This is a genomic window from Anaerolineales bacterium, from assembly GCA_016928575.1.
In the GTDB taxonomy this organism is placed as follows: domain Bacteria; phylum Chloroflexota; class Anaerolineae; order Anaerolineales; family RBG-16-64-43; genus JAFGKK01.
Map to the genome: position 1 here is coordinate 53,894 of JAFGKK010000012.1, position 25,235 is coordinate 79,128.

Here is a 25,235-nt window from a genome sequence, read left to right on the forward strand (position 1 = left end):
CCGCCCCCCAACCCTTCCGATCCTCCCCTGAGGCTGACGCCGCGAGCCTTCCACCTGACAGGTCCGCATCACCTGACAGGTGCCTTCCGCCGCTTGAGGGCACAGCCTTTTTTGGGCGGCTGAGATTCCGCAGATTGCCGCCGCCAAAAGCGCCGGCCCCGCTTCCACCCGCATCGCGGCCGGCTTCGGGAATGCCGCTTCGGGAAGTTACACTCCGGCTTCGCTATGGCGAGGCCGGGGGTGCGCTCCTTAAGCTCATCGGTGGCCTGTTTTCCAGCCCGTCCGCCTCCCCCCGCGGGATCGCTTCCGCCTAATTCTTCAGAATGGGACGAGTACCACACTCAACGCGCGGCAGTCAGCAGGGGGAAGGGAAGAGGGGGAGGCCAAGCAGATGCCTTCTCGTTTTCACTTTCACGGCGGAGCCCTTTGTGGGTGCTCACGGCCATGGACAGTGATTTCCCAAGGCAAAAAAAGCGCCCGGAAAAACCGGGCGCAATCGGATTTCACTCGACGGTCAGGGGATAGGCTTCCGTTCGATGCGGTTGCCGCATGTGCAGCGGACAAATCCATCGGCATCCACGGGCAGATCCCCGCAATACTTGCCGCACTTCGGACAGCGCAAGGACGAACCTTTCCATAACCTTTGGAGAATCGACTGTTGGTAATCCTCCGTCTTGGCTTCGCTCCGCCGCCGGTGCCATTTCCAGATCTCCTTTGCGGTTTGTGGAATCAACACAACCGCCAGCAAACCCCCGATGATGACTCCCGCCGCCGGCACGTTTCCGATCCAAACGCTCAATCCGTAATGCGCAAGGCCTACGGCGGTGAACAACAAGCCGACCCCGAGGATTTTCACCGCATCCACCAGGAACCGCCGGATGAGCTGCGGCATGCACCAAAAGGCGGCGTGCAGGCCCTCCAGATCCCGCTTCATTTCGCGCAGAGAAAGCTCGCCGTCCGCCACCCGCCGCGCCTGGGCGGAGATGTGATAGAACTTGCCGTAGGCGTCCGCCACCCGGTTCCGGTTTTGGTCCTCCCACAGATTGCATTCGCGGAATACCCACGCGGAGGGTTTCTTCTCCCGGCGCTGAAGGTCCAGCAGATGCTCAATCTCCTTCATGACTTCATCGGGCGTGAACGGAAATAAAAGCATAGTCGGTCCCTTCCCTGGCAGATGCGGCTTTCAAACCGGAATATGATGCCTTTGAATAATAAGAAGAAGAAGAGAGCCGAGGATGTTTTTCCGGCCCGCTTTCCCGCCTGATGCGGACGGGAGAAACCATCGCCATCAGCCCCGGAAGGAACATCCTCTTTATACGCGAAACGGCCGGTGTTTTTCAACCCTCCCGCGGCGGAGGTTCTCCCTCTGCGCGGCAATATCCGCGGAAACTTGAGATTCCGCGCCGGCCTACGGCGCTTTTTTTATGGAGTTTTTATCGTCGTCCGCTCCGAAGAACAAGGAAAGGTATCGGCCGTATCCCGCGGCTTCCATCTCGGCGAGCGGAACGAACCGCAGGGCGGCCGAGTTAATGCAATAGCGCTTGCCGGTCGGCTGCGGTCCGTCGTCAAACACATGCCCGAGGTGCGAATCCGCACGCCCCGAACGGACTTCCGTGCGTTCCCGGACCAGTGTCCGGTCGCGGTGGTACACCAGCTCCGCATCGGGCATCGGCCGCAGGAAACTCGGCCAACCGGTGCCGGAATCGAATTTGTCGAGCGAGGAAAACAGCGGCTCGCCCGACACCACATCCACATAAATGCCGGGCCGCTTGTTTTCCCAATACGCGTTGGCAAACGGGGTTTCGGTATCGGAGCACTGCGTCACACGGTATTCTTCGGGGGTCAACCGTTTGCGCAATTCGTCATCCGGGGGTTTGGAATAATCGCTCATACCATCCTCCCGCCGGTCGGGCGCCTTTTCCCTGCGGGCGGAGGCCTCGCAACCGGCGTGGATATTATACGCTCCGCGCCCGGAGGACCGGAAACACAGCCGGCCTCAGCGCCGGTTCCGCTCCAGCCACCACTCGCCGGCCTGCTGGACCGCCAGCACGGTGAATGCCAGCGCCAAGCCGGGAACCGCCGCCTGCCAGGAAGCCCGCCCGAAAACCATCCGCGCGTCGGCGAGCATCCGCCCCCATTCCGAAGCCGAGGGATCGCCGCCGAATCCGAGGAACGTCAGCGACGAGGCGTTCACCATCGCCCATCCGAAGTGCAGCGCCCCGTAGGCGGTGAGCGGGCCGGCGATGTTCGGCAAAAGGTGGCGGAACATCCGATGCACCGTTCCCGCGCCGAGCGTCCGCGCCGCGAGAAGGTACTCGCGATTCCGAATTTGCGCCGCTTCCGCGCGCAGCAGGCGCGCGTACGTCGCCGCACTGCTCAAGCCGACGGCGAGAATCACCGCCGCCTCGCTCGGACCGAGCGCCGCCAGAATCACCAAACCCAAGATCAGCGCCGGAATGGAGAGGGCGGCATCGATGGCGCGCCCGAGGATCCGGTCGATCCATCCGCCGGCGAATCCCGCCGCCAGCCCCCAGACTCCGCCGAGCAGCACCGCAATCAACGCCGATCCCGAAGCGATCAGAAAGGTCCGCGCCCCTCCGGCCAGGAAACGCCAGGCCAGATCGCGCCCCAAGAGGTCCGTTCCCAGCCAATGATTCCAACCGGGCGGCTGGAGCGGGAGGCCCGCCGCCGGGGCGGGGAAGAATCCGGCGAGCAATCCCGCGGCGGGCAAAACTATGAGCCAACCAAGAGCGACCCACGGGCGGCGCGCTCCGGCGGCCGGGACGCGGTGGATCTTCGCCTTCGCCGGGTTCACGCAGCCTCCCTCACCCGCGGATCCAGGACGGCGGCCGAGAAATCCGCCGCCATCCCGAGCAGCGTGTACGCCAGCGCGGCGAGGCCGAGCAGCGCCTGGACGACCGGATAATCTCCGCGCAGAACGGCGTCGACAAGCGTCCGCCCCAGCCCTGGCCGGGCGAATACAACCTCGGTGATCATCGTCCCGCCGAGCAGGAAGGCCGCTTCCATCCCAGCCATCGCCAGGACCGGGGCGATGGCGGCCCGCAGAAGCCTCCAATCGGCGCGCCAACCCCGCGGGAATCCGCGGGCGCGCATCGCCAGATGGAACGGCTCGCCGCGGACCTGACGGATCGAGGCCTCGGCCGCGCGGCCGATTCCGCATCCGACGGTCAGCGCAAGCGCGGCCGCCGGCAGGAACAGGCGCAGGGCTTCGCGCCACGCTTCCGCGGCGGACACAGCGAACAGCGGAATCGACGCCCACAGAATAATCAGGCCCAACCAAGCCGCGGGAGTGGACGCCCCCACCGCGAGCAGCGCCGAAACGAGGCCGCCGATTCCGGGCCCGATCCCGGCGGCGCGGCGGGCGGCGACGGCTCCCAGGCCGATGCCCAACACGACCGCCAGAATCCAAGCCGCGGCCGCCAGCGGCACCGTATGCTTGGCGGCTTCTGCGATCATCGCCGCCACATCCTGCCCGCTGAAGAGCGACCGTCCAAGATCGCCGCGCAGGGCATCCCCGAAATAATCCGTGTATTGTTCCAACAGCGGCCGATCCAAACCCAGCGCGCGGCGCATCTCTGCCGTTTGCTCCTCGGTCGCCAACCCCTGGGCCGCAAGCGCGGCCAGCGGATCCACCCGCCCCAGCCGCAGGGCGAAGAAGGCGGCCGTCGCCACGGCCCAGACGACGATCAGGCTTTCCAGAAGGCGCCGCAAAACGGACATGGTCCGAATTGTACCCAACCTTGAGTAGGTGGATCCTCTTCGGCGGAAAAGAAAGCCGGGACGCCCCCCCCGCTGATGCATTTTCCGATCCGTCCTTTGGCTGCGGCGGACAAAAAAGAATACGGTTTTTGCGGCCTTTTTGCATTTTTCGGCCGAAAGGTTCTTTGCCCTACAACCTTATCAAAGCCGTGCGGGGATATAATAAAACGCTACTGGGAGAGTTCATGACCGATCCGCTGCGGAAAATCGAAATCCAACTGGAAAACCTGTTCGAGAAGCGGACCGGGGTCCTTTCCACGCACATCGTCCACGCCGGAAAAATCCTCACCCGGATGATCGAAGCGCTCGAGGAGCACTCCGAACAGGGTCCGGGCGGGCGCTGGATCGCTCCGAACCTGTACCGATTAAAGCTGGGAAAACGGCTATGGCAGACGGCCTCCGTCGTCCCGGACCTGAACACCCTCTTGGCGGGAAAACTGCAGGAACACGTGGCTGAGAGCGAGATGATCCTGCTCAATCCGATTCACATCGAACTTGCAGAGGATTCCAGCCTGCGCGACGAAGGCATCCGGGTCCGGGCGGAAATCTTCCGCTCCGGCGAGGAGAGCACCGACGCCTTCCTTGTCCCGCCGGGCGGTCCGATCGATCTGCCGGCCGGGGCGTTCCTGATCATCAACGGCCGGCGCCACTTTCCGTTGAATCGGCCGGTGATCAACGTCGGACGCCAGCTCGACAACCATCTGGTGCTGGACGATGCGCTCGTCAGCCGGCGCCACGCCCAGCTGCGGGCCCGCGACGGCCAGTTCCTGCTGACCGATTTAGGATCCAAACACGGCCTGCGGGTTAACAATGCCCCCGTGCACGAATGGGTTCTGCAGCCCGGCGACGTGTTCCGCCTCGGGAACACCGAGCTGATCTACGGCGACGAGCGTGAAGAGAGCATCACCCAGCCGATCCGGCCCCCCTCCCGGCCCGCCGATTCCCCCGCCCCGCCGGAGAAACGCGAGGCATGAGCGTTTCCATTCTGATGCTGGCCGCCCGCATCGCGCTGGCTGTGTGCCTGTACGCCTTCCTGGCGCTCGTCCTGTTTGCATTGTGGCGCGACATCCGCGCCGCCGGCGGCGCGGATGTCTCGCCGATGCGGCTGGACCGGTTGCGCGAGGACGGAACCCTGGAACGCTCGTATTCGCTGCGGAAGGCCACCTGCTTCCTCGGCCGCTCGCCGAGCGTTGAAATCCCGCTCTCCGACGAGACCGTGTCCGTCGTCCACGCGCGCCTGTGGATGCAGAGCGGCCGCTGGTGGATCGAGGATCTGGATTCCCGCAACGGAACTCAGCTCAACCGGATTCCGCTGACCAAGCCGGCGGTGCTCTGCCCGGGCGACCGAATCCGCGTCGGGCGGATCGCGCTGGAATTCCGCTCGGCGGATCCTTTCGCACCCGCGGCGGACTCTCCGGTCAAGGACCCGTCGGCATGATCCGCTCCTCCCGTTTGGAAGCGGCTCTGTTGGGTCTTGGATTCGCCTTCCAGGTGTTCGGCGCGGCGGCCCTTTGCCTTTCCCCCTCCGTCCGGGCGGGCGCATGGTCGTCCGCCGCGGATCGCCTCCTCGCGTTCGTCCCGCCGATCGTCTGGGCCGTGCTGGCCGTGCTGCTTCACCGCCAACTCGAGCGGCTTCTCCCCAACCGCGATCCCCTGCTCCTGCCGGCGGCGATGTTCCTCTGCGGTTGGGGACTGCAAATCCTCGTCCGCCTCTCGGCGGAGACGGCTTTGCGCCAGACTCTATGGCTGGCGGTCGTCGGCGCGTCTTGGCTCTTTTTCCTGCGCCTCCCGCGCGACCTGGGATGGCTGCGCGAGTACCGCTATCTGTGGCTGGGCGGCGCGCTGGCCGCGCTGGCCGCCACGCTGGTGATCGGGGTCGGCGCCGCGCCGGATTCACCGCGGTTGTGGCTGGGCTTGGATGGAATTTTTTTTCAACCCTCGGAATTTCTGCGCTGGATCTTCCCGGTGTTTGCCGCCTTCACCTTGGCGCCCCGCCCGTCGCCGTCCGCCCCGATCCACGCCAAGGACGCCATACCGGTGCTGGCCTTCGGCGCGGCGGGCGTCGCGATCCACATCCTGCAGCAGGATCTCGGCGCGGCGATGCTGCTGCTGGGCGCGGTCGTCCTGATCCTGTACCTCGCCTACCGCAAGGCGTTCATCCTTCTGCTCGGCTTCGCCGCGGTGTGCGTCTTCCTGGGGTTCGGATATGCCTTTAACGATACCATCCGAATCCGCACCGCCACATGGTGGAATCCCTGGCTGGATCCGAGCAACACTTCCTACCAGGTGGTGCAGTCGCTCATCGCCGTCGCCTCCGGCGGCCTGATCGGCCGCGGTCCGGGCCTCGGCTCGCCCCAACTGGTGCCGGTGGCCTATTCGGATTTCATCTTCGCCGCGGTGGCGGAAGAGTACGGCGTGCTCGGCGCCATGGGCTGCCTGATCCTCTACGCCGTGCTGGTCCTGCGCGGATTGCGGATCGCCGCCCGGTCCGTCCAACCCGCCTTCCGGCTGATAGCCGCCAGCCTCAGCGCGCTTCTGGGAATGCAGGCCGTCCTGATCGTCGCCGGAAGCCTGCGCCTGCTGCCGCTGACCGGCGTCACCCTGCCGTGGATGAGCTACGGAGGATCCTCGCTGCTTGCCAGCACGATCATCCTCGGCATTCTGCTGGTGCTTTCCGACAAAGCTCCGGGGGAGGTTCCGCGCATGCGTCCGGACCGTCCGGTCCGGGTGATGGCGTCGGGGTTCCTGATCGCCTTTGCCGCCGCCGGCGCCAGCCTGGGGTGGTGGGGGATCTTCCGCGCTCCGGTCCTGCGTACGCGGACCGACAACTACCGCAGGGTTCTTCACGATTTGCAGGCCCGGCGCGGCGACCTCTTCGACCGGAACGGCCTCCCGTTGGCGGTGACCGCCGGGGAACCGAGCGCCTACGCGCGCGAATACCCCGTCCCGTCGGCCGCCCCCGTCGTCGGCTACACCACCGCCTTCTACGGCCAGGGGGGCATGGAAGCCGCGCTGGATCCGTGGCTGCGGGGCGAAGCCGGAAGGAACGCATTCGAGTTGTGGTGGTCGGAAACCGTTTTGGGAATTCCCCTGGAAGGGATGGACGCCTGGCTGGCGATCGACCTCGGCGTACAAAACCAGGGCAGCCGATGGATGGAGGGAAGGGTCGGCGCGGCCGTGGTGTTGCGCGCCGGAAGCGGGGAAATCCTGGCTCTGATCTCACAGCCGACGTTCGATCCGGCGGTTCTCGGCCGGGAATACGAATCCCTGGTCCGCGATCCCGATTCGCCTTTGCTCAACCGGGCCACCCAGGGGTTGTTTGCGCCCGGCCGGATGCTGTTCCCGTTCTTCGCGGCGGAAGCTCTGGACCGGAATTGGTTGGACGGCGGGGTGGACCTGTGCTCTGCACCCTATTTGGAATGGATCGCGGCGGATCCGGACTTTCCCAATCGGGCGCTGGCGCGTTTCCGATTCGACCAGGATCCGGTGATGGATCTGCCGACGGCGAACGTCCCATCCTTGTCTTTCCCGGCGGAGGAAGAATCCGCGCAGCTCGAGTTCGACGGGCGCGGGCAGGTTTTCCTCAGTCCGATGCAGTTGGCGCTGGCGTTTTCCGCGATCGCCGCCGGGGGCATGGCCCCCGCCCCCCGGCTGGTTCTGCGTTTAGAGACGCCCTCCGGGTGGACGACGCCCGCGACGGCGAGCCATCCGGTGGCGATGCTTCCCGCCGGCGCGGCTTTGCGGCTGCGGGAGATGCTGAGCGGCGGGGCAGATCCCGCCGAGTGGGTCGGATGCGGCGCCGCGGCCGGCGGGATCGCCTGGTACGCGGGTTTCCAAACCCTCGACGCGGATCCGATCGTGGTGGTCGTCGCGCTGGAGGGGTCTGCGGTGGACGCGGCCGTAATCGGGCGGAGGATCCTCCGGGCGGCGGCCGGGACGGTGCAGTGATTGTCCCTTCCGCGAAGTCTGCGGCCGTCCGGTTGGGAAAGGCCGCATCCTTTGGCGCGGCGGCGGGCCCGGCGGCTCCCGTTTAAATCCTTCAAGGACGGGAATCCGGCGAGGATGGCTTGCGATCCATCCGCGTCAGTGGAATTGGGAGACCATTCCGATATCAAGGCGCCCGGATTCCCGCCAAGAACCCCCCGCTTCGCAGAGCGGGCGCGGGAATGACGGCCTGATCAAAACGCCCCCGCGAAGCGCGCGGCGATCCCGGGAGTTGCCATGACCGATTACCGCATCCGCCCCGCCGATCCCGGAGACGTCGCCTGGATCAAGAATTTGATTTGCGAGCATTGGGGGGATGAAACGGTGATCGTTCACGGGGATTGCTACCGCCCCCAAGAACTTCCGGGGTTTCTAGCCGAGAGCGGCGGGCGGAACCGGGGTTTGATCACCTACCGCCTGGACGGGGAAGACTGCGAAATCGTCTCGCTGGACAGCCTGGACCGCGGAAAGGGCATCGGCCGGGCGCTGGTGGGAGCCGTCGTCGACGCGGCCCGCCGCGCGGGGTGCCGCCGTTTGCGCGTGACGACCACCAACGACAACCTGCGGGCGTTAAGGTTTTATCAGCGGATCGGATTCACACTCGCCGCCCTGCGGCCGAACGCGCTGGCCGAGACCCGCAAACGCAAATCCGTCCCCGCCGCCGGCGAGGACGGGATTCCCATCCGGGATGAGATCGAACTGGCGAGGCCCCTGGATTGACCGGGGGCCCGGTTATTGCGAGTAGCCCTTCTCCTTGATTTCGTCGAACACGACCAGTTGTTGCGGACCCCGGCGGTGCGCCTCCCATAGCGCCACCGAAGCTCGGGAGAGCAGCTCGGTGGAGGTGATTCCTTCGCCGCCCGGATGCGAAGCCATCCCGGCGCAAATCGACACGCCGTATTCGTGGAGCTCGCGGGTCACCTGCTTGCCCCGGAATTTGTCGGCCAGCCTCTCGGCCGCCTTGCGTGCCCCTTCGATATCAGATTCGGGCATCACCACCATGTAGTTGCCCTGGTAATGGCCGGGGATGTCGACTTCGCGCAGGCCGGCGTGCAGCATGTCGGCCATGAACGAACGCGCGCTGTCCAGAACCTCTTTGGAGGGATCTTCCGCGAAACGCAGGGCGATATACAAAACGGAAACCGGGCCGGGGTAGCGCTTGGCCCGCAAGACCTCGTTGTCGAGCAGGCTTTCCAGCATCTTCTGCGGGTAAAGACCGGTTTCCTTATCCAGCCGGGCGTCCTGATCCATAGGGCTTTTCTTCCTTCCCCCTGGATTCCGCGGGTCTGCGATTGGATGGCTTGATTAAACCTGAGAACCGCTTTCCCCGCAACCGTTGGGGGCGCGCTTCGCGCGGATCTCGTCGAACAGCACCAGGCTGTTCGGCCCCCGCCGTCGTGCTTCGCCCAACGCGGCGGCGGCTTCGGACAGCAAGTGCGAGGCCGAGATCCCCGCGCCCCCCGCATGGGAGGATACGCCGATGCAGGCGGAGATTTTGAAGTGCTCAGCCGTGCGCGTGACCAGGGATCCTCCCAATTCCTTAAGGATCCGCTGGGCGGCGGTCCTGGCGCCGGCGCCGTCGGTGGCGGGCAGGATCACCAGGTAGTCCCCCTCGTAATGGCCCGGCAGATCCGCCTCGCGGAGTTTGGAATGCAGGAGGTTGGCAATGAACAGCCGCGCGCTTTCGACGATTTGTTCCGAAGATGGTTCCGGGAAGGAGATGCTGAAGTGGATCAGGGAAACGGGACTCGGATACCGGCGCGAACGGACGATTTCGTGAATCAACAGCGTTTCGAGCATTTTTTGGGGAAACAGCCCGGATTGTTGATCGAGACGGTCGTTTCCGTTCACGGGGATCCCTCTTCGGCGGAGGCGGAAGAGCGGTGCGGCGTCGGCAAAACCGCTGATCCGACCGCGGATCAGAGCGGGGCGGAGTTCAATGAAAGAGCGCGCAAGCCGCATCCGTCCCGGCGGGGCGATTTTATCCCGCCTTGGTCAGCCGGACAAACCTGCGTTTCCCGACCTGCAGGACCGGGTCTCCCTCCCCCGACACCGCGGCGTTTGGATCTCGGACGGTGGCGCCCCCGAGTTTGACTCCTCCTTGTTCGATCAGGCGCCGCGCGTCGCTCTTGCTTTTCGCGAGGCCGTGGCCGGTCATCACGTCCACCAGACGCATCCCCGGCGCCACGGCCAGGGACGGGATCTCCTCGGGCAATTCCGACTGCTGGAACACCAGCCGGAATTGCTGCTCGGCGGCGGCGGCGGCTTCCGGCCCGTGATAGATCTCCACGATCTCGCGCGCGAGGTTCATCTTCGCGTCCCGCGGATGAAGCGCGCCGGATTGCAGATCCCGCTCGACCGCGGCGATTTTCTCCGGGGTGAAGCGGGTCAGCAGTTTGAAGTACAGCCCCATCGCCGAATCCGGGACGCTCATTACCTTTCCGTACATGTCGCCCGGCTCGGCCATCAGGGGGATATGGTTGCCGAGGCTTTTGCTCATCCGGACCACCCCGTCGGTCCCGGGCAAAATCCCCAGCAGCACCCCGATGTTGGGCCGGACGCCGTAATGCTCCATGACCTTGCGCCCGGCGGTGATGATGTTAAACAGCTGTTCGGTTCCGCCGACCTGGACGTCGGCCCGCAAGGCGTAGGCGTCGTAGCCCTGCATGATCGAGTAGAAAAACTCGTGCAGGTAGATCGCGTCCCCCCGATCCCACCGCAAGCGGAAATTCTCGCGGGTGGTGAACTGCTGGACGGTGAAATTCGACCCCAGCCGGATCAACTCGGCGAACGACAACCGGGAAAGCCATTCGGAGTTGTGGCGGACCTCGGTCCGGCCGCGGTCGAGGATCCGGAAGGCTTGGTCGGCGTAGGTGCGGGCGTTTTCCTTTATCCGCTCCTCGACGAGCTGAGGCCGCAGGGCGTTTTTATCGGAAGGATCCCCGACGAGGGCGGTGTAATCGCCGATCAGGAAAACGACCGAATGGCCGAGTTCCTGGAACTGGCGCAGCTTGCGCATCGTCACGGTGTGCCCGAGGTGCAGGTCCGACGAGGTCGGATCGTACCCGGCGTAGACCCGCAGCGGTCGGTCTTCCTTCCCGGCCTGGATCAGGCGCTCGCGGAGTTCCGCGGCCATGGCCTGCTTGAGCGCCTCATCCCCGTATTCGGTTCCCTGCATGAGGAGCGCCACTTGTTGGTCGATTGCGGGTTTTGACATGCCTGCTCCGAAGGCGGAGGAAATTGGAGTGCAACGCTTCCGCGGGCCGGGATTATAGCATCAACCCCGGAATTTCTGCGCCAAACGGGGCGATTTGCGGATGGTATAATCGGTATTTGGTCCCGCCGGGGCCGAAGGACGGCAAATTTCCATCCCAACCATGGAGAGACTTTGGCGAATCCGCTTCAATGGCTGCTCGGCCTGATCACGCTGGACATCAGCATCGATCTCGGTACGGCCAACACGCTGGTCAACGTCCACGGCAAAGGCATCGTCATCAACGAACCTTCCTGGGTGGCGGTCGACAAGAAATCCCGCCGGGTGCTGAAGGTCGGCCGGGCGGCGAAGGAGATCATCGGGCGGACGCCTCCGAACGTGGTGACGATGCGGCCGATCCGCGACGGCGTGATCTCGGAGTTCGACGCCACGGCGACGATGCTCGAATACTTCATCCGCCGGGTGATCAACCAGAGCGTGGTGCCGGTTCCCCTGACCCGGGTGATCGTCGGAGTCCCGGTGGGTGCGACGAGCGTCGAGCGGCGGGCGGTGATCGACGCCGCCACCTCGGCCGGTGCGCGCGAGGCTTTACTGGTGGAGGAGCCGGTGGCCTCGGCGATCGGGGCCGCTCTGCCGATCCGCGGCGTGCACAGCACGATGCTGATGGACATCGGCGGCGGCACGACCGAGATCGCCGTCTTTTCGTCGCGCAGGATCCTGATCTCCAACTCGATCCGCGTCGCCGGCGACGAGATGGACGAGAACGTGATCACCTACCTGCGCGATAAATACAACCTGCTGGTGGGCCAGACCATGGCCGAACAGGCGAAGAAGACGGTCGGCGCCGCCGCCCCGCTGGGCGAGGAAAAGGTGATGACCGTCCGCGGCCGCAACCTGATCTCCGGACTGCCGGAAGAGGTCGAAATCTCTTCGATCGAAATGCGCGAGGCCTTGGCGCCTTCGCTGAAAGCCATCACCCAAGCCCTGCGCGAGGTCCTCGAGCAGGCGCCGCCGGAGATTATGGCCGACCTGATGGATTCCGGGTTGTGCCTGACGGGCGGGGGCGCCCTGCTCCACGGGCTTCCGGAAAAACTCAGCGAGGAGTTCAAGATCCGAGCCTGGCGCGCCGACGACCCGCTGACCTGCGTCGTCCGCGGCGCGGCCGCGGTGCTGTCGGGCATCGAGACCCACCGGGAATTCCTCGCATCCTCCGACCGGGATCACCGCGGCCGAAGGTAAACCGCCGTTTTCCTGTGATGGCTCCCCTCCGAAAATCCCATGCATAATCCACGAAGACGTCTCATGCTGGCCGGCGCGCTGCTGCTCGCCTCGCTCGGCCTGGTGCTGATCGGCCAAGCCGGGATGGTGGACCCGGTGCGGGATCTGGCCTTCCGGGCGGTGACCGGCGTCCAGCGCTCGATCTCGACCGCCTTCTTCAACATCCGCGATTTTCTGACCGCGCCGCGCAACCTGCAGGAGCTGATCCAAAAGAACAGCCAGTTGGAGGAACGCGTCGCCCAATTGGAGGCGGAAGTGGTCACCCTGCGCGATCAGGCCGCCGAAGTCGACGCCCTGCGGGCGCTGCTCGGCGCGGCGGCCCAAGCGCCGGAAAACCGATACCTGGCGGCGAACGTGATCGGGCGCGACACCAGCCCCTTCCTCCAATATCTGATCCTCGACCGGGGATCCGACGCCGGGGTCCGGCGGGGAATGCCGGTGGTGAATGAAAACGGCTTGGTGGGCCGGATCATGGAAGTCAGCGCCACGGCTTCCAAACTGCAGCTCATCACCGATCCCAATTCGGCGGTCAACGCGCGGATCCAGGAAAGCCGCGCGGAAGGGATCCTGGTCGGCCGCCAGACGGGCGACCTGGAACTGCTTTACCTCTCCCAAGACATCACCGTAACCGTCGGCGAAACCATTGTGACCTCCGGATTGGGCGGCGGCTTTCCGCCGGAAATCCTGATCGGCCGGGTGGTCAGCGTTCGCCGCCGCGATTACGAGCTCTACCAAACCGCGATCATCGAACCGCGCAGCGATTTCTCCCGCTTGGAGATGGTCCTAATCATCACCAACTTCGAGCCGGTATACGTCGATCCGCTGTTGGAAAGCACCCTGTAGGGCCGGCCGATGATTTGGTGGATCGCCGTTCCGCTGCTGGCCGTGCTGTCCATCCTGCAGACCTCGCTGTTCCGTCAGGTTTTCCTTTTGGACGGCAATCTCGACCTGTTGCTGGTGACGGTGTTGTGCTGGAGCCTGCTGCGTCCGGAGGAGAGTCTGGCCTGGGCGGTGGCGGCGGGCTGCTTCGCGGACCTCTTCACCGGCGGCCCGTTCGGTGTCACCTCGATCGCCTTCCTGTTTTCCGCCTTTTGCATCGGCCAATTGCACGGGCGGCTGCGCACCCACAGCCCGGTCGTCGTGATGGCGATCGCCATCTTCGGCACGCTCCTCGCCCACCTGGCCTCGATCGCACTCCTGACCCTTTCCGGCCGGGGCCTCGACATCGGCTACCTGCTGATGTACGTCACCCTGCCCGCCGCATTCCTCAACACCCTCTTCTCCGTTCCGGTTTACCTTGCGCTGCGGCGGCTGCACGTCATCGGCGCGCCGGCGCTGACGGAGGAGGGAGAATGAGATCCTCGCTCGGCGACAACCGCGTGGCCCCGGGGCGGATCCGGTTTTTCCTGGCGGGGATGCTGGTGATTTTCGCGATTTTCTCCCTGCGGCTGATTCAAATGCAGGTGATTCTGGGCGATTATTACGGCGCTTTGGCGGAGGACAACCGCACGCAATTGGTCTACGTCCCCTCCTCGCGCGGGGTGGTCTACGACCGCAACGGACTGCTCCTGGCGCGCAACACGCCCGCCTATAACATCACCCTCACTCCAGCCCTCCTGCCCTACAGCGCCGCGGAGATTGAAACCCTCTACCGCAAGCTGTCGCAACTGACCGGCGTGCCGATCCGCGTGCCGGGATCCGTCCCCTCCCAGGAATGCGCGCCGGGCCGCGGAATCGCCGACCTGATGGACGAGTGGATCGATCTTGCCCCCTACTACGCCGTGAAGATCGCCTGCGATGCCGATCCGACCGTCGCCAAAATCATTCTCGAACGGGCGGCCGACCTGCCCGGCGTGGGGGTGGAGGTTTCCGCGGTGCGGGATTACCCGAACGGCCGCTACACCGCGCACCTTGTCGGCTACATGGGCCGGATTCCGGCGGAGCTGGCCGACATCTACAAACCGCGCGGATATAACCTGGACCGCGACAAGATCGGCTACGCCGGGGTCGAAGCCTTCATGCAGAACGTGCTGGCCGGGGAATACGGCAGCGAATTGTGGGAGGTGGACGCCGCGGGGAAGAAGATCCGCCTGCTGGAGGCGCCGACCGCGGCGGTCCCCGGCCTCAACATCAAACTGACGATCGACTCGCGGCTGCAGCAGGCCGCCACGGAGATATTGGAAAAACAGATCGAAGAAACCCGGGCCAAAAAGCCTGAGTATCTGCGCAGTCCGATGGCCAGCGGGGTGGTGATCGCGATGAACCCGAACACCGGCGAGATCCTCGCCATGGTGTCGACGCCAACCTACGACAACCAGCGCTTCTCGCGCGCCATTCCGTTCGAATACTACAGCCAACTGGCGGCCGACATCAGCAATCCGCTGTTGAACCACGCCATCTCCGGCACCTACCCGCCGGGTTCGGTGTTCAAACTCGCCACCGCCGTTGGCGCGTTGAACGAAGGCATCGTCTCGCTCGACACCCCCGTGACCTGCCGCGGGACGATCACCGTCACGCAAAAATTCCACCCCACCGACCCCGGGCGCGAGATGCTCTTCTACTGTTACGACCGGACCGGGCACGGCGAGATCACCTTTCTCCGCGGGCTGGCTTTATCCTGCGACATTTACTTCTACAACCTGGGCGCCGGCTACAGCGGCCCGGGCGGCGTGGCCAAGGGCCTGGGGATCGAAGGAATTAAACAATACGCCGAGGCGCTGGGCTACGACCGGCCGCTCGGGATCGAGCTTTACGGCGAACGCCCCGGGTTGATTCCGGATCCGGACTGGAAACGAATCAACCAGGGCGAGAACTGGGCCACCGGCGACACCTACATCGCCACCATCGGCCAGGGCTACGTGGACGCCACGCCCCTGCAGGTGGCCGAATCCTTCGCCGCGATCGCCGCCGGCGGGAAGGTGATGAAGCCGACGCTGATCAAAGAGTACCTGGACGGGGAAGGAAACACGATTACGGACTTCGTGAAACGGCGGTACATAGACGAGGAAGGCTATGAAATAGCGGAATACTTTCAAGACGGATACGGAAACCCGGTCACCGCGCCCGGGCCGGTGATGCTCTACGACTTGGCCGACGGGGTGATCACCGCTCCGTACGACGTGAACATCGAGCCGTGGGTGCTTCAAGCGGTGCAGCAGGGGATGCGCATGGCGGTGACGGAAGGAACCGCCGCGGATTACGCGCAGGTCGAGAACATCCCCACCGCGGGGAAGACCGGCACGGCCGAATACTGCGACGACATCGCCCAATCCCGCAACTTGTGCAAGCGCGAAGCCTGGCCGACGCACGCCTGGTACGGCGCCTACGGCCCCTACGAGAATCCGGAGATCGTGGTGGTGGCGTTCGTGTACGACGGCGGCGAGGGCGCGGTCACCGCCGGGCCGGTCGTCCGCGACGTGTTGAAGGTGTATTTCTCGCTCAAGCAAGCCGACCTCGAGCGGGGCGGGTGATTAACCGCGGGCTGCGCGGATGGAAAAAAAACGCGGAGGGCACGGATACAAAGATCCGTGGAATCGGTTTTCCGAATCCGTAAAATTCGCGGTCTTAACCGCGAGCATCGCGTGCTATAATCATTCCCGATGGGACAACCGAACGGTAATTAACGAACAACCATGCCGGTATCCGTCAGCGTCAAGGGCATCCACGAAGGCCTCCTGATCACCCTTCCTGAGGGGAATTGGGAAGAAGCATTCCCCTCCCTCCTGGAACATCTGGATTCCAAGCCGGATTTTTTCTCCGGCGCCAAGGCCATCCTGCAATTGGAAGGCTACGACCTGCATGCGGCCGACCTGGCCGGATTGCGCGGCGCTCTGGCGGACCGCGGGATGAGCCTGAAAACGGTGCTCTCCGGAAGCGAAGCCACTCGGCAGGCCGCCCGAAGCCTCGGGATCGAAACCGCGCTTCCCAAACGCGAAGCGCGGGAAGCCCCGTTCGAGACGGAACTGCAGGGTTCGGAGGCGATCCTTCTTCAGCAGACCCTGCGCTCCGGCAACAGCATCCACTTCCCCGGACATGTGGTGGTGCTGGGAGACGTCAATCCGGGCGCGGAAATCTTCGCCGGGGGCAGCGTCGTCGTGTGGGGGCGCCTGCGCGGGACGGTGCACGCCGGGGCGCGGGGCGACGAACGCTCCGTGGTTTGCGCGATGGACCTCAGCCCGATGCAGCTGCGGATCGGCGCCCACGTCGCCACCTCCCCGCCGCGCCGCGGGAAACCCCAGCCCGAGACGGCTTTTCTGCGCGAAGGGCAATTGGTGGCGGAACCGTGGTCGCCGAAGGACAAAACGAAATCCGGGAAAGCGTGACGGTTACCGGAGGCCGGCGCGGCTTTGGAAGCCGCGCCGGCCTCGCGAGATCCTGATCTGAGGAGAACGCATGACGGCCAAGGTACTCACCATCACCTCGGGAAAGGGCGGCGTGGGCAAGACCACCGCCACCGCCAACATCGGAGTTGCGCTGGCCTCGCTCGGCCAGAAAGTGGTGTGCATCGACAGCGACATCGGCCTGCGCAACCTTGACGTCGTCATGGGGCTGGAGAACCGGATCGTCTACGATCTGGTGGACGTGATCGAAGGGCGCGCCCGCCTGCGGCAGGCGATGATCAAAGACAAGCGCCTCCCCGAACTGTACCTGATCCCGGCCGCGCAGACGCGCGACAAAACCTCGGTCTCCCCCAGCGACATGGTCCGGCTGTGCGACGAATTGCGGCCGGAGATGGATTGGGTGCTGATCGACAGCCCGGCCGGGATCGAACGCGGATTCCGCAACGCGATCGCGGCCACCGACACCGCGCTGATCGTCACCAACCCGGAGGTCTCAGCGGTGCGCGACGCCGACCGGATCATCGGTCTGCTGGAAGCCGAGGAAAAGGGGCCGGGAAAGCTGATCATCAACCGGATCAAACCGGAGCTGGTGGAACGGGGCGACATGCTCGACACCGCGGACGTCTTGGAGATCCTGGCCGTCGAGTTGATCGGCATGATTCCCGAGGACGAGACGGTGCTGATCGCGACCAACCGCGGAAATCCGGCCGCGCTTGATCCGAAGAGCAAAGCCGGTCAGGCGTTCCGCGACATCGCCCAACGGCTGATGGGCGAGCAGGTCCCCTTCCCGCCGCTCGACGGCGCGGAGACCCTGCGCAAACGGCTCTCCAAGCTGCTCCACGGGGCAGGTGCATCATGAGCGGCCTGTTCGACCGGTTCACCGGGCGCGGCGAACGCTCCAGCGCGAAGGCGGCCAAGGAGCGGCTGATCGTCGTCCTCAATCACGATCGGAGCGACATCGGGCCGGGGATGCTTGAAAAAATCAAGAACGACATCATCCGCGTGCTCTCCGAGCACATCGACCTGGATCCCGATTCGGTCCAGGTCAGCCTGTTGTCCGAGGGGCGGGAACAACACCTCAAGGCCGACATCCCCCTCCCGGTTTCCGCGCGGCGCAAACGGGTGGGCTGAGGGCCGATGTTCGACTGGCGGCGCTGGCGCCATTTCGACTTCTACCTCCTGGGCGGGGCGGCGCTCCTGGTATTGTTCGGAATCGTCGAGATCCGCTCGGCGGTGGCCGACAACGCCTCCCTCGCCGACAGCGCCCAACGCCAGGCGACCTTCGCGGCCATCGGACTGGTGATCCTGCTAGGGGCGACCCTGATTGACTACCATTTTTGGCGCAGCGTCTCGCGGCTGCTGTTCCTGGGAATCCTCCTGCTGTTGTTCTACGTCGAACTGACCGGCACCGAATCCTTCGGCGCGACGCGCTGGATCCGGGTCGGCGGGATCACGATCCAGCCTTCGGAAGTGGCGAAAATATCGCTGATCATCATCCTGGCCGACGACATCGCCCGCAACGAGGAGCGGTTGCAGACCTGGTCCGGCCTGCTGCGCACGCTGGTCCTGGCCGCCATTCCGGCGGTGGTGATTTTGCGCGAGCCGGACCTCTCGACGGCGATTCTGACGATGGTCTTATGGGCGGCGATGGCCTTCGCCGCGGGGATGCCGCCGCGCTTCATCGCCGTCCTCGGCGTAGCGGCCCTGATCCTGCCCTTCCTGGCGCTGGCCTTCAACCTGATGGAGCCCTACCAATTGCAGCGTCTGGCCTTGTTCATCAAACCGGACGCGGACCCCGAAAACGCCTACAACATCGAACAATCCAAGATCGCCATCGGGTCCGGCGGCCTGTTCGGCCAGGGGTACGCGGTGAGCAGCCAAGTCCAACTGCGGTTTCTCAAGGTGCGGCACACCGATTTCATCTTTTCGGTGATTTCCAGCGAATACGGATTGGTCGGCAACCTGGCGCTCTTCGTCGTGCTGGGGTTCGTGGTCTACCGCTGCCTGCTGGCGGCGCGGCGGGCGCGGGATACGTACGGCGCGCTGATCGGATACGGCGTGGCGACGCTGATCTTTTACCAGGCCGCCTTCAACATCGGGATGAATCTCAACCTGCTGCCCGTGGCCGGATTGCCCCTGCCCTTCATCAGTTCCGGCGGCAGCTCGCTGTGGTCGGTCCTGCTCGGAATCGGCCTGGTGGAAAGCACGATACTCTACCGGAAGGATATTGAATTCTGATGATTCCGCCCGTCACCGTCCGCTTCGCGCCCTCCCCCACCGGCCGCCTGCACATCGGCAGCGCCCGCACGGCGCTCTACAACTACCTTTTGGCGCGCAAAGTCGGCGGCCGCTTCATTTTGCGGATCGAGGACACTGACCGCAAACGCTTCGTCGCCGGCGCGGAGGAGGAGATCATCGAAGGCCTGCGCTGGCTGGGGCTGAATTGGGACGAGGGCCCCGACGTCGGCGGGCCGTGCGCGCCTTACCGCCAATCCGACGCCAAGCAGATCTACCTGGACCACGCCCGCCAATTGGTCGAGAACGGCCGGGCCTATCCCTGCTTCTGCACCCCCGAGCGGATCGCCCGGCTGCGCGAGCAGCAACGGGCGCGGAAGGAACAGCCCCTCTACGACGGCGCCTGCCGCCGTCTGGATCCGGAGGAAGCCGCCAAGCGCGTCGCCGCCGGAGAACCTCACGTAATCCGCTTCAAGACCCCCAAGGAGGGCGCGACCACCGTCGCCGACGCGCTGCGGGGCGAGATCACGGTCGAAAATAAAACCCTCGACGATTTCATCCTGGTTAAATCCGACACCCTGGCGCTGTACCACCTGGCGGCGATGGTCGACGACCACCGCATGGCCGTTTCGCACGTCATTCGCGGTTCGGAATGGCTTTCCACCCTGCCCCTGCACGCGCTGGTGGTGCGCGCCTTCGGCTGGCGGGAGCCGGTTTGGTGCCACCTTTCAGTCTTCCTCAAACCTTCCGGCAAGGGCAAGATGAGCAAGCGCGACAGCGCCCAGGCGATGACCGAAGGCTACAGCATCTTCGTCCGCGACCTGAAGGAGATGGGCTACATCCCGGAGGGCGTGCTGAACTGGATCGCGCTGATGGGCGCCTCGTTCGACGAGGCCGAGGACGTCTTCACATTGAAGGAGATGGTCAAACGGTTCGACTTCCGGCACCTCAATCCCTCACCGGCGGCGATCAACTTCGAGAAGGCGGACCACTTCAACGGCACCCACATCCGTCGGCTGGCGATCGAGGATCTTGCCACGCGGCTCAAGCCGGTGTTCGAGAAGGCCGGCTTCACCGTCGACGACGCGGAACTGCCCAAGGTGGCCGCCGTCCTGCAGGTGCGGATCGTCACCCTCGACGACGCTACCGCCATGGGCGGCTTTTTTTTCCGCGAGGATGTTTCGCCCGACCCGCAGGAACTCATCGGCAAGGGGTTGACCCCGGCGCAATCGGCGGATGCGTTGCGCGCCGCGCGCGAAGTGCTTGCGGCGAGGCCCGGGTTCGATCCGGCCGCGGCGGAGGAGGAATTGCGGGCGCTGGCCGGGAAGCTCGGGCAGAAGCCGGGCATGCTGTTTGGGATGATGCGCGCGGCGATCACCGGCCAGGCGGTCAGCCCGCCGCTCTTTTCCAGCATGGAGATCGTCGGACGCGAGGTTTTCCTGGCCCGGATGGAGAAGGCGGAAGCGACGCTAAGGAAAATGTGAATACATGCCCCGTATGGACATGGTCTTGATCGTCATGCCGGCGCCCGTCCTCGGCGCGTTCTTCGCCGGGGGTGTACCCAGCCGGCATCCAGAATCACAAAACTTTTGGATCCCGGCTACAACCACACCGGGATGACGAGCCACTGGATCCCGGCTGCAACCACGCCGGGATGACAAGCCCTGGATCCCGGCTGCAACCACGTCGGGATGACAAATAAAACCAAACACGCCGGAAAACCTTTTTTTGCACGGAAATAGGCAGCCTGAGTAGGTATTTTGAAAACAAGGTACAATATTTCCGATTTTGAAGGGGGATTTCTCATGGACCAATTGACGACAACCAACCTCATCCGGGACCTGCCCGCCGAGGAGCGGCCGCGGGAACGCATGGCGGCCAGCGGGCCGCAAGCGCTGTCCACTGCCGAACTGATTGCTATCCTCCTGCGGACCGGCGGGCGCGGACACAGCGCCTTGCAGTCCGCGCAATCGCTGCTGCAGAAAACCGGAGGCATTCTCGGACTGCGAAGGGCGCACCATTCCGATCTGTGCGCGGTTCCCTCGATCGGTCCTTCGAAGGCGTCGCTGATTCTCGCCGCGGTCGAACTCGGGCGGCGGATCGCGGTATCCGAGGCTGAAGAGGCGCCGACCGTTTCCTCGCCCGCCGCGGCGGCCGCCCTGCTGCAATACGAGATGGCCGGGTTGGAGCAGGAACACCTGCGAACGATCCTGCTCGACGCGCGCAACCGCCTGATCCGCGTGCACGAGGTCTACCGCGGTTCGCTGACCACCTCGCTGATCCGCACCGGCGAGGTGTTCCGCGAAGCGATCCGCGCGAACGCGGCGGGGATGATCGTGGCCCACAACCACCCCAGCGGCGATCCGTCGCCGAGCCCGGAGGATCTGGCGGTGACGCGGAATCTCATCGAAGCGGGGCGCCTGCTCGACATCCCGGTGCTGGACCACATCGTCATCGGCCGCGGGCGGTTCGTCTCGATGCGCGAACAGGGGCTGGGATTCGGGAAAGCGTAAAACCGTCTCATCGCCAAGACGCAAAAGGCGGTAAGGTTTATGCAATAATTTCCATGGCGCTTTTTGCGCCTTTGCGGTGATAGGTCTTTTAAATCACCGCACGCCGAAGATTCGAAACTCCCCCGTCGCCGGCCCCCACTCCGCCTCCACCCGCTCCACCACCGAGGCGGAGGGCCCTTGCCGGACGTCCGCCATCAAGGATTCCAGCGCCGGGCGCGGGCCCTCGGCCGTCAACTCCACGCTACCATCCCAGCGGTTGCGCACCCAGCCGGTCACTCCGCAGGTCATGGCGCGACGGACGACGAACGCCCGAAACCCGACTCCCTGCACTTCGCCGTACACTTGCGCATGCAGGCGCTCCTTTTCGTTCATCCGGCTTCCTCCCTCCCCTTACGGGTGGTGCCTTTTTCGCGGCGGATCAGCGATTGGACAGCCAGCAGGACAGCCAGCGCCGCCGCGCCGGCCAGCACCAGGATCCAAGTGTCCGGAAGTTTGGCAGGGGTGTCCGTCAACCGCCGGATCCACTCGGATTCCAATTGCTCAAGCGCCGCCCCCGCCGCCTCCGTCCCCTCCCCGCATTCCGCGCCCGCGGCATACGCCGAAAAAACCCGGCGCAGAGCCGGCCATCCGTACGTATCCCGCAAAAAAACGACAAAGGATTTGCTCTCCGCATAGGCCAACAGCGCCGCGCTTTCCTCCGAGGGGAACGCGCCGCACAAAGTCCGGATGGGAATCAAGCCGCCTTGCTCCACGGCCGCTCGCAGGGCGCGGTCCGCTTCGGGCCGCGCCGCCATCTCGTAGGAAGCCGCCGTGCCCTCCACCAACCAGCACGGAAGAAGGGATTCAGCCTCCGCCCATCGTGCGCCGATCAGCAGATGCGCGACCTCGTGCGGGACGAGGACGGCCAACGCCTGACGGCCCTCGGCTCCGGGCGCGGCGGCCAGCAGGATGACGCCCGACCCCGGATCCGACACGCCGCCCTCCCAGCCGTGCAACCGCCCGGCCATCGCCGAGGTCAGATCTGCAAGCCGCGGGTAGATGTACAATTCGATTCGCTCCGGGATGGGCGCTTCAAGATCCGCGGCGATGGTCCCCAGCGCCAGCAGGGCCAGGTCAGCGGCGTCCTCCGCCGCCTGTTCGTCTCCCTCCACCCACGCCACGCCAACCCTGCGGTCCGCGCGCCGGAACCAGGCAAACCGGTCGTCGAGGAATTGGACGGATTGCGTATCGGACGAGAGCGAGATTCCGTCCTCCAGTTCCGCCTCCCACCAATATTTCACGAAGGAAAAAGGGAACAGCGCCCCGGTCAGGGACGCGTCTTCGACAACCAGGGAATATCCATCGGGGATTTCGGTCACTGCCGGCGGGAGCGCGTAGCGCGAAGTCCCGGCCGCCAAGATCAGCCGGCAATCGCGCAATCCTTCGGACGCGAGGATCCGCGCCGTGAACCGGGCGCCCCCTTGAAGGGTGATGCTGCCGGGATCGGCTTCGATCGCCTGTCCGCCGGAACGTGCGGTTGGGGATCCGAAACCGAGGGGGAGGAAAAGCGCGGCGAGGATCAGTCCGTGCATCGTCGCTTACCGCGCGCGGCGGAGGAACCTCGGCGCGGAATGGAGATGCGGAAGCCGGACGCAGGGGAATTCACTCCCCTTCCCCGTCATCCTCGTCTTCCTGGTCGTCTTCTTCCTCTTCCCCGCCATCGAGGTCGAGCAGGGGAAGGGCGCCGAGCGAATCCTGGAATTCGGCGTTCTCCAGCGCCGCTTCGATCCGATCCCATTCGGCGCCGGCCGCTTCCTTCTGCATCTTTTCCAGAGCGGTGCGGGCTTTTTCGCCTCCGATTTCCCCGAGCGAGTCGACGGCGCACCCGCGCACGGCGGGGTCGACATCCTCGAGCAGTTCGATCAGCTGAGGTACGGAGCGCTTCAGGTCCAGCAAGCCGGCGGCGCGCGCCGCCTCCGCCCGCAGGACGGGCGAAGGACTGCGCAGCTCCGCGGCGACGATATCGGCGAAGGAAGGATCCGCCGAGCGGCCCATGGCCGTCAGCGCGCTGGCGCGCATCCGTTCCTCGGCGTGCGCGTGCGCGTTCTCGAGGATCGCCCGCACCTGTGGATTCGAGGAATACCCGACCGATTCGACCGCGCAGCGGCGGACTTCCAGTTCGTCCGATCCGCGGATCACCGCGATCAGCCGAGCGGTGATCCGTTCTCCGATTAACGCGGGGATCTCTTCAAGCTCGGAGCGCTCGACAAAGGCGCCCAGCGCCGCGGCCGCCCCGGCTCGGACCACCGCTTGCGGATCCTTCTCAATAAACTGCAGGAAACGGTCGACCAACTTGAGATCGCCGCACTCCCAAAAGGCGCGGATGGCGTGCACCCGCACTTCAGGATCCGGATCGTCCAGGGCGATGCGGGCGACGGCCAGAAAATCCAATTCGAAATTCTTGCGCGCCTCTTCCTCCATCCGGCCAATCAGATCACGGCGGGCGTCGATCGGCAACCGCCGCCAGCAGCGCGCGAAAGCCGCGGCCTGCTCCCGGCCGAGGTCGGTGAGCCAGTCGAGCGGGAAGCACGCCCGGGATTCCCCCTTCGGCTTGCTTTTCGCGGTCCGGGAATCGCCGGTCATCCCCTCGAGGATGACCATCGCCGCATCGAACAGCTTGTGCTCCGACATCCGCCGCGCGCTCCCTCAGCGGGGCATCACCGGGAAGAACAGGTCCAGGTAGGTGATGAACGCCATCAGGAGGATGAGGACCAACAGCGAATAGCCGTGGACCATCCGCTCCTTTTCCGGATCGACCCGCTTGCCGCGGACCGCCTCCAGCAGGACGAACACCAGCCGGCCGCCGTCGAAGGCCGGGATCGGCAGGATGTTGCCGATCGCCAGCGCCAAGTTGATCAGCCCGATCCAGTGGAGGATCATCACCCAGCGGTTGGTTTCGCGGGCCGCGCCGACGATCTGCTCGGTCACGTCGAGGATGCCGAGCGGCCCCACCGGCCGGTCGGTGGCGGCGTTGAACTGGCCGCGCAGGATCATCGACGGAAGCTGGAGGATGAGCAGAACTTGGTTCTTGATCGTCACCGCCCCTTCGGCGAAGGCTTCGAGCCAACTGTGGTCGTCGGTGTAAAGCTGGAGCAGCAAGATCCCCGTCGGGCCTTGGTTCTCGGGCGTGTCCGCCTCCAGGCGCGGAACGACCGCGATCTCCATTTCGTCCCCATCCCGCAACACCCGGATCCGCACCGGCTCTCCCCGGTGGGCGTAGATGTAATCCGTCACTTCCACGCTGCGCTGGATGCGGTTTTGGTCGATGGAGAGGACAACATCCCCGGGGAGGAAACCGGCCAGGGCCGAGGGGGTATCCGGCACGACGGATTCGATGACGACGGAATCGGGGTAGGCGATCTTAAAGGAAACCGTGTAGGCCAGCACGGCCGCCAGCGCGTTCATCAGCACCCCGCCGATGAGCACCAGCACGCGCACCCGCTTGCGGGCGGCGGCCAATCCGCCTTCGACGCTCGGGTCGTCTTCCCCTGCCGGCCGGACGAACGCGCCGAAAGGGATCCAATTCAACGTGAAGTCGGTCCCCTGCCAAGCGAACAGCTTGAGCAATCGCGGGGGAAACCCGAATCCGAACTCCTCCACCTTGACCTTCGTCAGGCGGCACATCACAAAATGGCCCAGTTCGTGGATGAAGAGGAGAGTCCCGAACAGAAACAGGGCCAGCGCCCAATCCAGAATATTTCCGAAGAGTTCCATCTCGATGCCTTTCCGTCCTCGTCTCCGGAAAGGATTATATCAGTCGGAGGAATTCCATTCCGCCTCATCCCCTTGGTCCCTCCATTGGGTTTCATGCAAGGGTAATCTTTGCCAGGTCTGGCGGGAGCAAAAAGGGGA

The 25,235-nt window shown here is 65.0% G+C and carries 25 protein-coding genes; 14 read left to right on the forward strand and 11 right to left on the reverse strand.

Annotation, left to right across the window (positions count from 1 at the left end; all coding sequences use genetic code 11):
* Positions 1-514 precede the first annotated feature (514 nt).
* The 4 genes from JW929_01870 to JW929_01885 all read right to left on the reverse strand — a co-directional run bounded on the left by JW929_01870 (position 515) and on the right by JW929_01885 (position 3,741).
* Positions 515-1,153, reverse strand: a complete 639-nt coding sequence (locus JW929_01870) for a hypothetical protein (GenBank protein ID MBN1438131.1) — start codon at positions 1,151-1,153, stop codon at positions 515-517.
* Between the two features lie 255 nt (positions 1,154-1,408).
* A complete protein-coding gene (gene msrB / locus JW929_01875) occupies positions 1,409-1,891 on the reverse strand; it encodes a peptide-methionine (R)-S-oxide reductase MsrB (GenBank protein ID MBN1438132.1) in 483 nt (160 codons plus the stop codon).
* 105 nt (positions 1,892-1,996) lie between these two features.
* Positions 1,997-2,815 carry an ABC transporter permease gene (locus JW929_01880; protein ID MBN1438133.1) on the reverse strand — a complete coding sequence of 273 codons (819 nt, stop codon included), beginning with the start codon at positions 2,813-2,815 and terminating at the stop codon, positions 1,997-1,999.
* Entirely contained in the window at positions 2,812-3,741 is a 930-nt protein-coding gene (locus tag JW929_01885; protein ID MBN1438134.1) for an ABC transporter permease, read from the reverse strand. Before JW929_01885 ends, JW929_01880 begins: the two co-directional genes overlap by 4 nt.
* 503 nt (positions 3,742-4,244) lie before the next feature.
* On the opposite strand from JW929_01885, the gene JW929_01890 reads away from it, so the two are divergent.
* The 4 genes from JW929_01890 (at position 4,245) to JW929_01905 (ending at position 8,484) form a co-directional block, all read left to right on the forward strand.
* Positions 4,245-4,754, forward strand: a complete 510-nt coding sequence (locus JW929_01890; GenBank protein ID MBN1438135.1) for an FHA domain-containing protein — start codon at positions 4,245-4,247, stop codon at positions 4,752-4,754.
* A complete protein-coding gene (locus tag JW929_01895; protein ID MBN1438136.1) occupies positions 4,751-5,218 on the forward strand; it encodes an FHA domain-containing protein in 468 nt (155 codons plus the stop codon). The genes JW929_01890 and JW929_01895 overlap by 4 nt, the downstream gene beginning before the upstream one ends.
* Positions 5,215-7,728, forward strand: coding sequence for an FtsW/RodA/SpoVE family cell cycle protein (locus JW929_01900; protein ID MBN1438137.1), 2,514 nt, complete (start codon positions 5,215-5,217; stop codon positions 7,726-7,728). Before JW929_01895 ends, JW929_01900 begins: the two co-directional genes overlap by 4 nt.
* Positions 7,729-8,001: 273 nt before the next feature.
* Entirely contained in the window at positions 8,002-8,484 is a 483-nt protein-coding gene (locus tag JW929_01905) for a GNAT family N-acetyltransferase (protein MBN1438138.1), read from the forward strand.
* 12 nt (positions 8,485-8,496) lie between these two features.
* Here the strand turns inward: JW929_01905 and JW929_01910 are convergent, their stop codons facing one another.
* From JW929_01910 to JW929_01920, 3 genes are all read right to left on the reverse strand, one after another.
* Positions 8,497-9,015, reverse strand: coding sequence for a diguanylate cyclase (locus tag JW929_01910; protein ID MBN1438139.1), 519 nt, complete (start codon positions 9,013-9,015; stop codon positions 8,497-8,499).
* Between the two features lie 54 nt (positions 9,016-9,069).
* A complete protein-coding gene (locus JW929_01915; protein MBN1438140.1) occupies positions 9,070-9,615 on the reverse strand; it encodes a diguanylate cyclase in 546 nt (181 codons plus the stop codon).
* Positions 9,616-9,745: 130 nt separating this feature from the next.
* A complete protein-coding gene (locus JW929_01920; protein ID MBN1438141.1) occupies positions 9,746-10,981 on the reverse strand; it encodes a tyrosine--tRNA ligase in 1,236 nt (411 codons plus the stop codon).
* A gap of 192 nt (positions 10,982-11,173) precedes the next feature.
* Here JW929_01920 and JW929_01925 point away from each other — a divergent pair, with 192 nt between their 5' ends.
* The 10 genes from JW929_01925 to radC all read left to right on the forward strand — a co-directional run bounded on the left by JW929_01925 (position 11,174) and on the right by radC (position 21,344).
* Positions 11,174-12,217, forward strand: a complete 1,044-nt coding sequence (locus JW929_01925; GenBank protein ID MBN1438142.1) for a rod shape-determining protein — start codon at positions 11,174-11,176, stop codon at positions 12,215-12,217.
* Positions 12,218-12,256: 39 nt separating this feature from the next.
* Positions 12,257-13,099 carry a rod shape-determining protein MreC gene (gene mreC / locus JW929_01930; GenBank protein ID MBN1438143.1) on the forward strand — a complete coding sequence of 281 codons (843 nt, stop codon included), beginning with the start codon at positions 12,257-12,259 and terminating at the stop codon, positions 13,097-13,099.
* A gap of 9 nt (positions 13,100-13,108) precedes the next feature.
* Positions 13,109-13,612: a rod shape-determining protein MreD gene (gene mreD / locus JW929_01935; protein MBN1438144.1), complete on the forward strand. Its 504-nt coding sequence runs from the start codon at positions 13,109-13,111 to the stop codon at positions 13,610-13,612.
* Positions 13,609-15,726, forward strand: a complete 2,118-nt coding sequence (mrdA, locus tag JW929_01940; GenBank protein MBN1438145.1) for a penicillin-binding protein 2 — start codon at positions 13,609-13,611, stop codon at positions 15,724-15,726. Before mreD ends, mrdA begins: the two co-directional genes overlap by 4 nt.
* A 162-nt stretch (positions 15,727-15,888) precedes the next feature.
* Positions 15,889-16,578 (forward strand): septum site-determining protein MinC, encoded by a 690-nt coding sequence (gene minC / locus JW929_01945; protein ID MBN1438146.1) that lies wholly within the window; start codon positions 15,889-15,891, stop codon positions 16,576-16,578.
* A 70-nt stretch (positions 16,579-16,648) separates the two neighbouring features.
* On the forward strand, positions 16,649-17,455 hold the full coding sequence (gene minD, locus JW929_01950; GenBank protein MBN1438147.1) for a septum site-determining protein MinD: 807 nt from the start codon (positions 16,649-16,651) through the stop codon (positions 17,453-17,455).
* Positions 17,452-17,727: a cell division topological specificity factor MinE gene (minE, locus tag JW929_01955; protein MBN1438148.1), complete on the forward strand. Its 276-nt coding sequence runs from the start codon at positions 17,452-17,454 to the stop codon at positions 17,725-17,727. Before minD ends, minE begins: the two co-directional genes overlap by 4 nt.
* Before the next feature lie 6 nt (positions 17,728-17,733).
* Positions 17,734-18,834, forward strand: a complete 1,101-nt coding sequence (locus tag JW929_01960) for a rod shape-determining protein RodA (GenBank protein MBN1438149.1) — start codon at positions 17,734-17,736, stop codon at positions 18,832-18,834.
* Positions 18,834-20,315, forward strand: coding sequence for a glutamate--tRNA ligase (locus JW929_01965; GenBank protein ID MBN1438150.1), 1,482 nt, complete (start codon positions 18,834-18,836; stop codon positions 20,313-20,315). The genes JW929_01960 and JW929_01965 overlap by 1 nt, the downstream gene beginning before the upstream one ends.
* A gap of 321 nt (positions 20,316-20,636) precedes the next feature.
* Positions 20,637-21,344: a DNA repair protein RadC gene (radC, locus tag JW929_01970; protein ID MBN1438151.1), complete on the forward strand. Its 708-nt coding sequence runs from the start codon at positions 20,637-20,639 to the stop codon at positions 21,342-21,344.
* 93 nt (positions 21,345-21,437) lie between these two features.
* On the opposite strand, the gene JW929_01975 is transcribed toward radC, so the two are convergent.
* The 4 genes from JW929_01975 to JW929_01990 all read right to left on the reverse strand — a co-directional run bounded on the left by JW929_01975 (position 21,438) and on the right by JW929_01990 (position 25,097).
* Positions 21,438-21,716, reverse strand: coding sequence for an acylphosphatase (locus tag JW929_01975; protein MBN1438152.1), 279 nt, complete (start codon positions 21,714-21,716; stop codon positions 21,438-21,440).
* Positions 21,713-22,915, reverse strand: a complete 1,203-nt coding sequence (locus JW929_01980; protein ID MBN1438153.1) for a hypothetical protein — start codon at positions 22,913-22,915, stop codon at positions 21,713-21,715. Before JW929_01980 ends, JW929_01975 begins: the two co-directional genes overlap by 4 nt.
* Before the next feature lie 70 nt (positions 22,916-22,985).
* Positions 22,986-24,014: a HEAT repeat domain-containing protein gene (locus JW929_01985; protein MBN1438154.1), complete on the reverse strand. Its 1,029-nt coding sequence runs from the start codon at positions 24,012-24,014 to the stop codon at positions 22,986-22,988.
* Positions 24,015-24,029: 15 nt separating this feature from the next.
* Positions 24,030-25,097, reverse strand: coding sequence for a site-2 protease family protein (locus tag JW929_01990; GenBank protein MBN1438155.1), 1,068 nt, complete (start codon positions 25,095-25,097; stop codon positions 24,030-24,032).
* Positions 25,098-25,235: the final 138 nt, after the last annotated feature.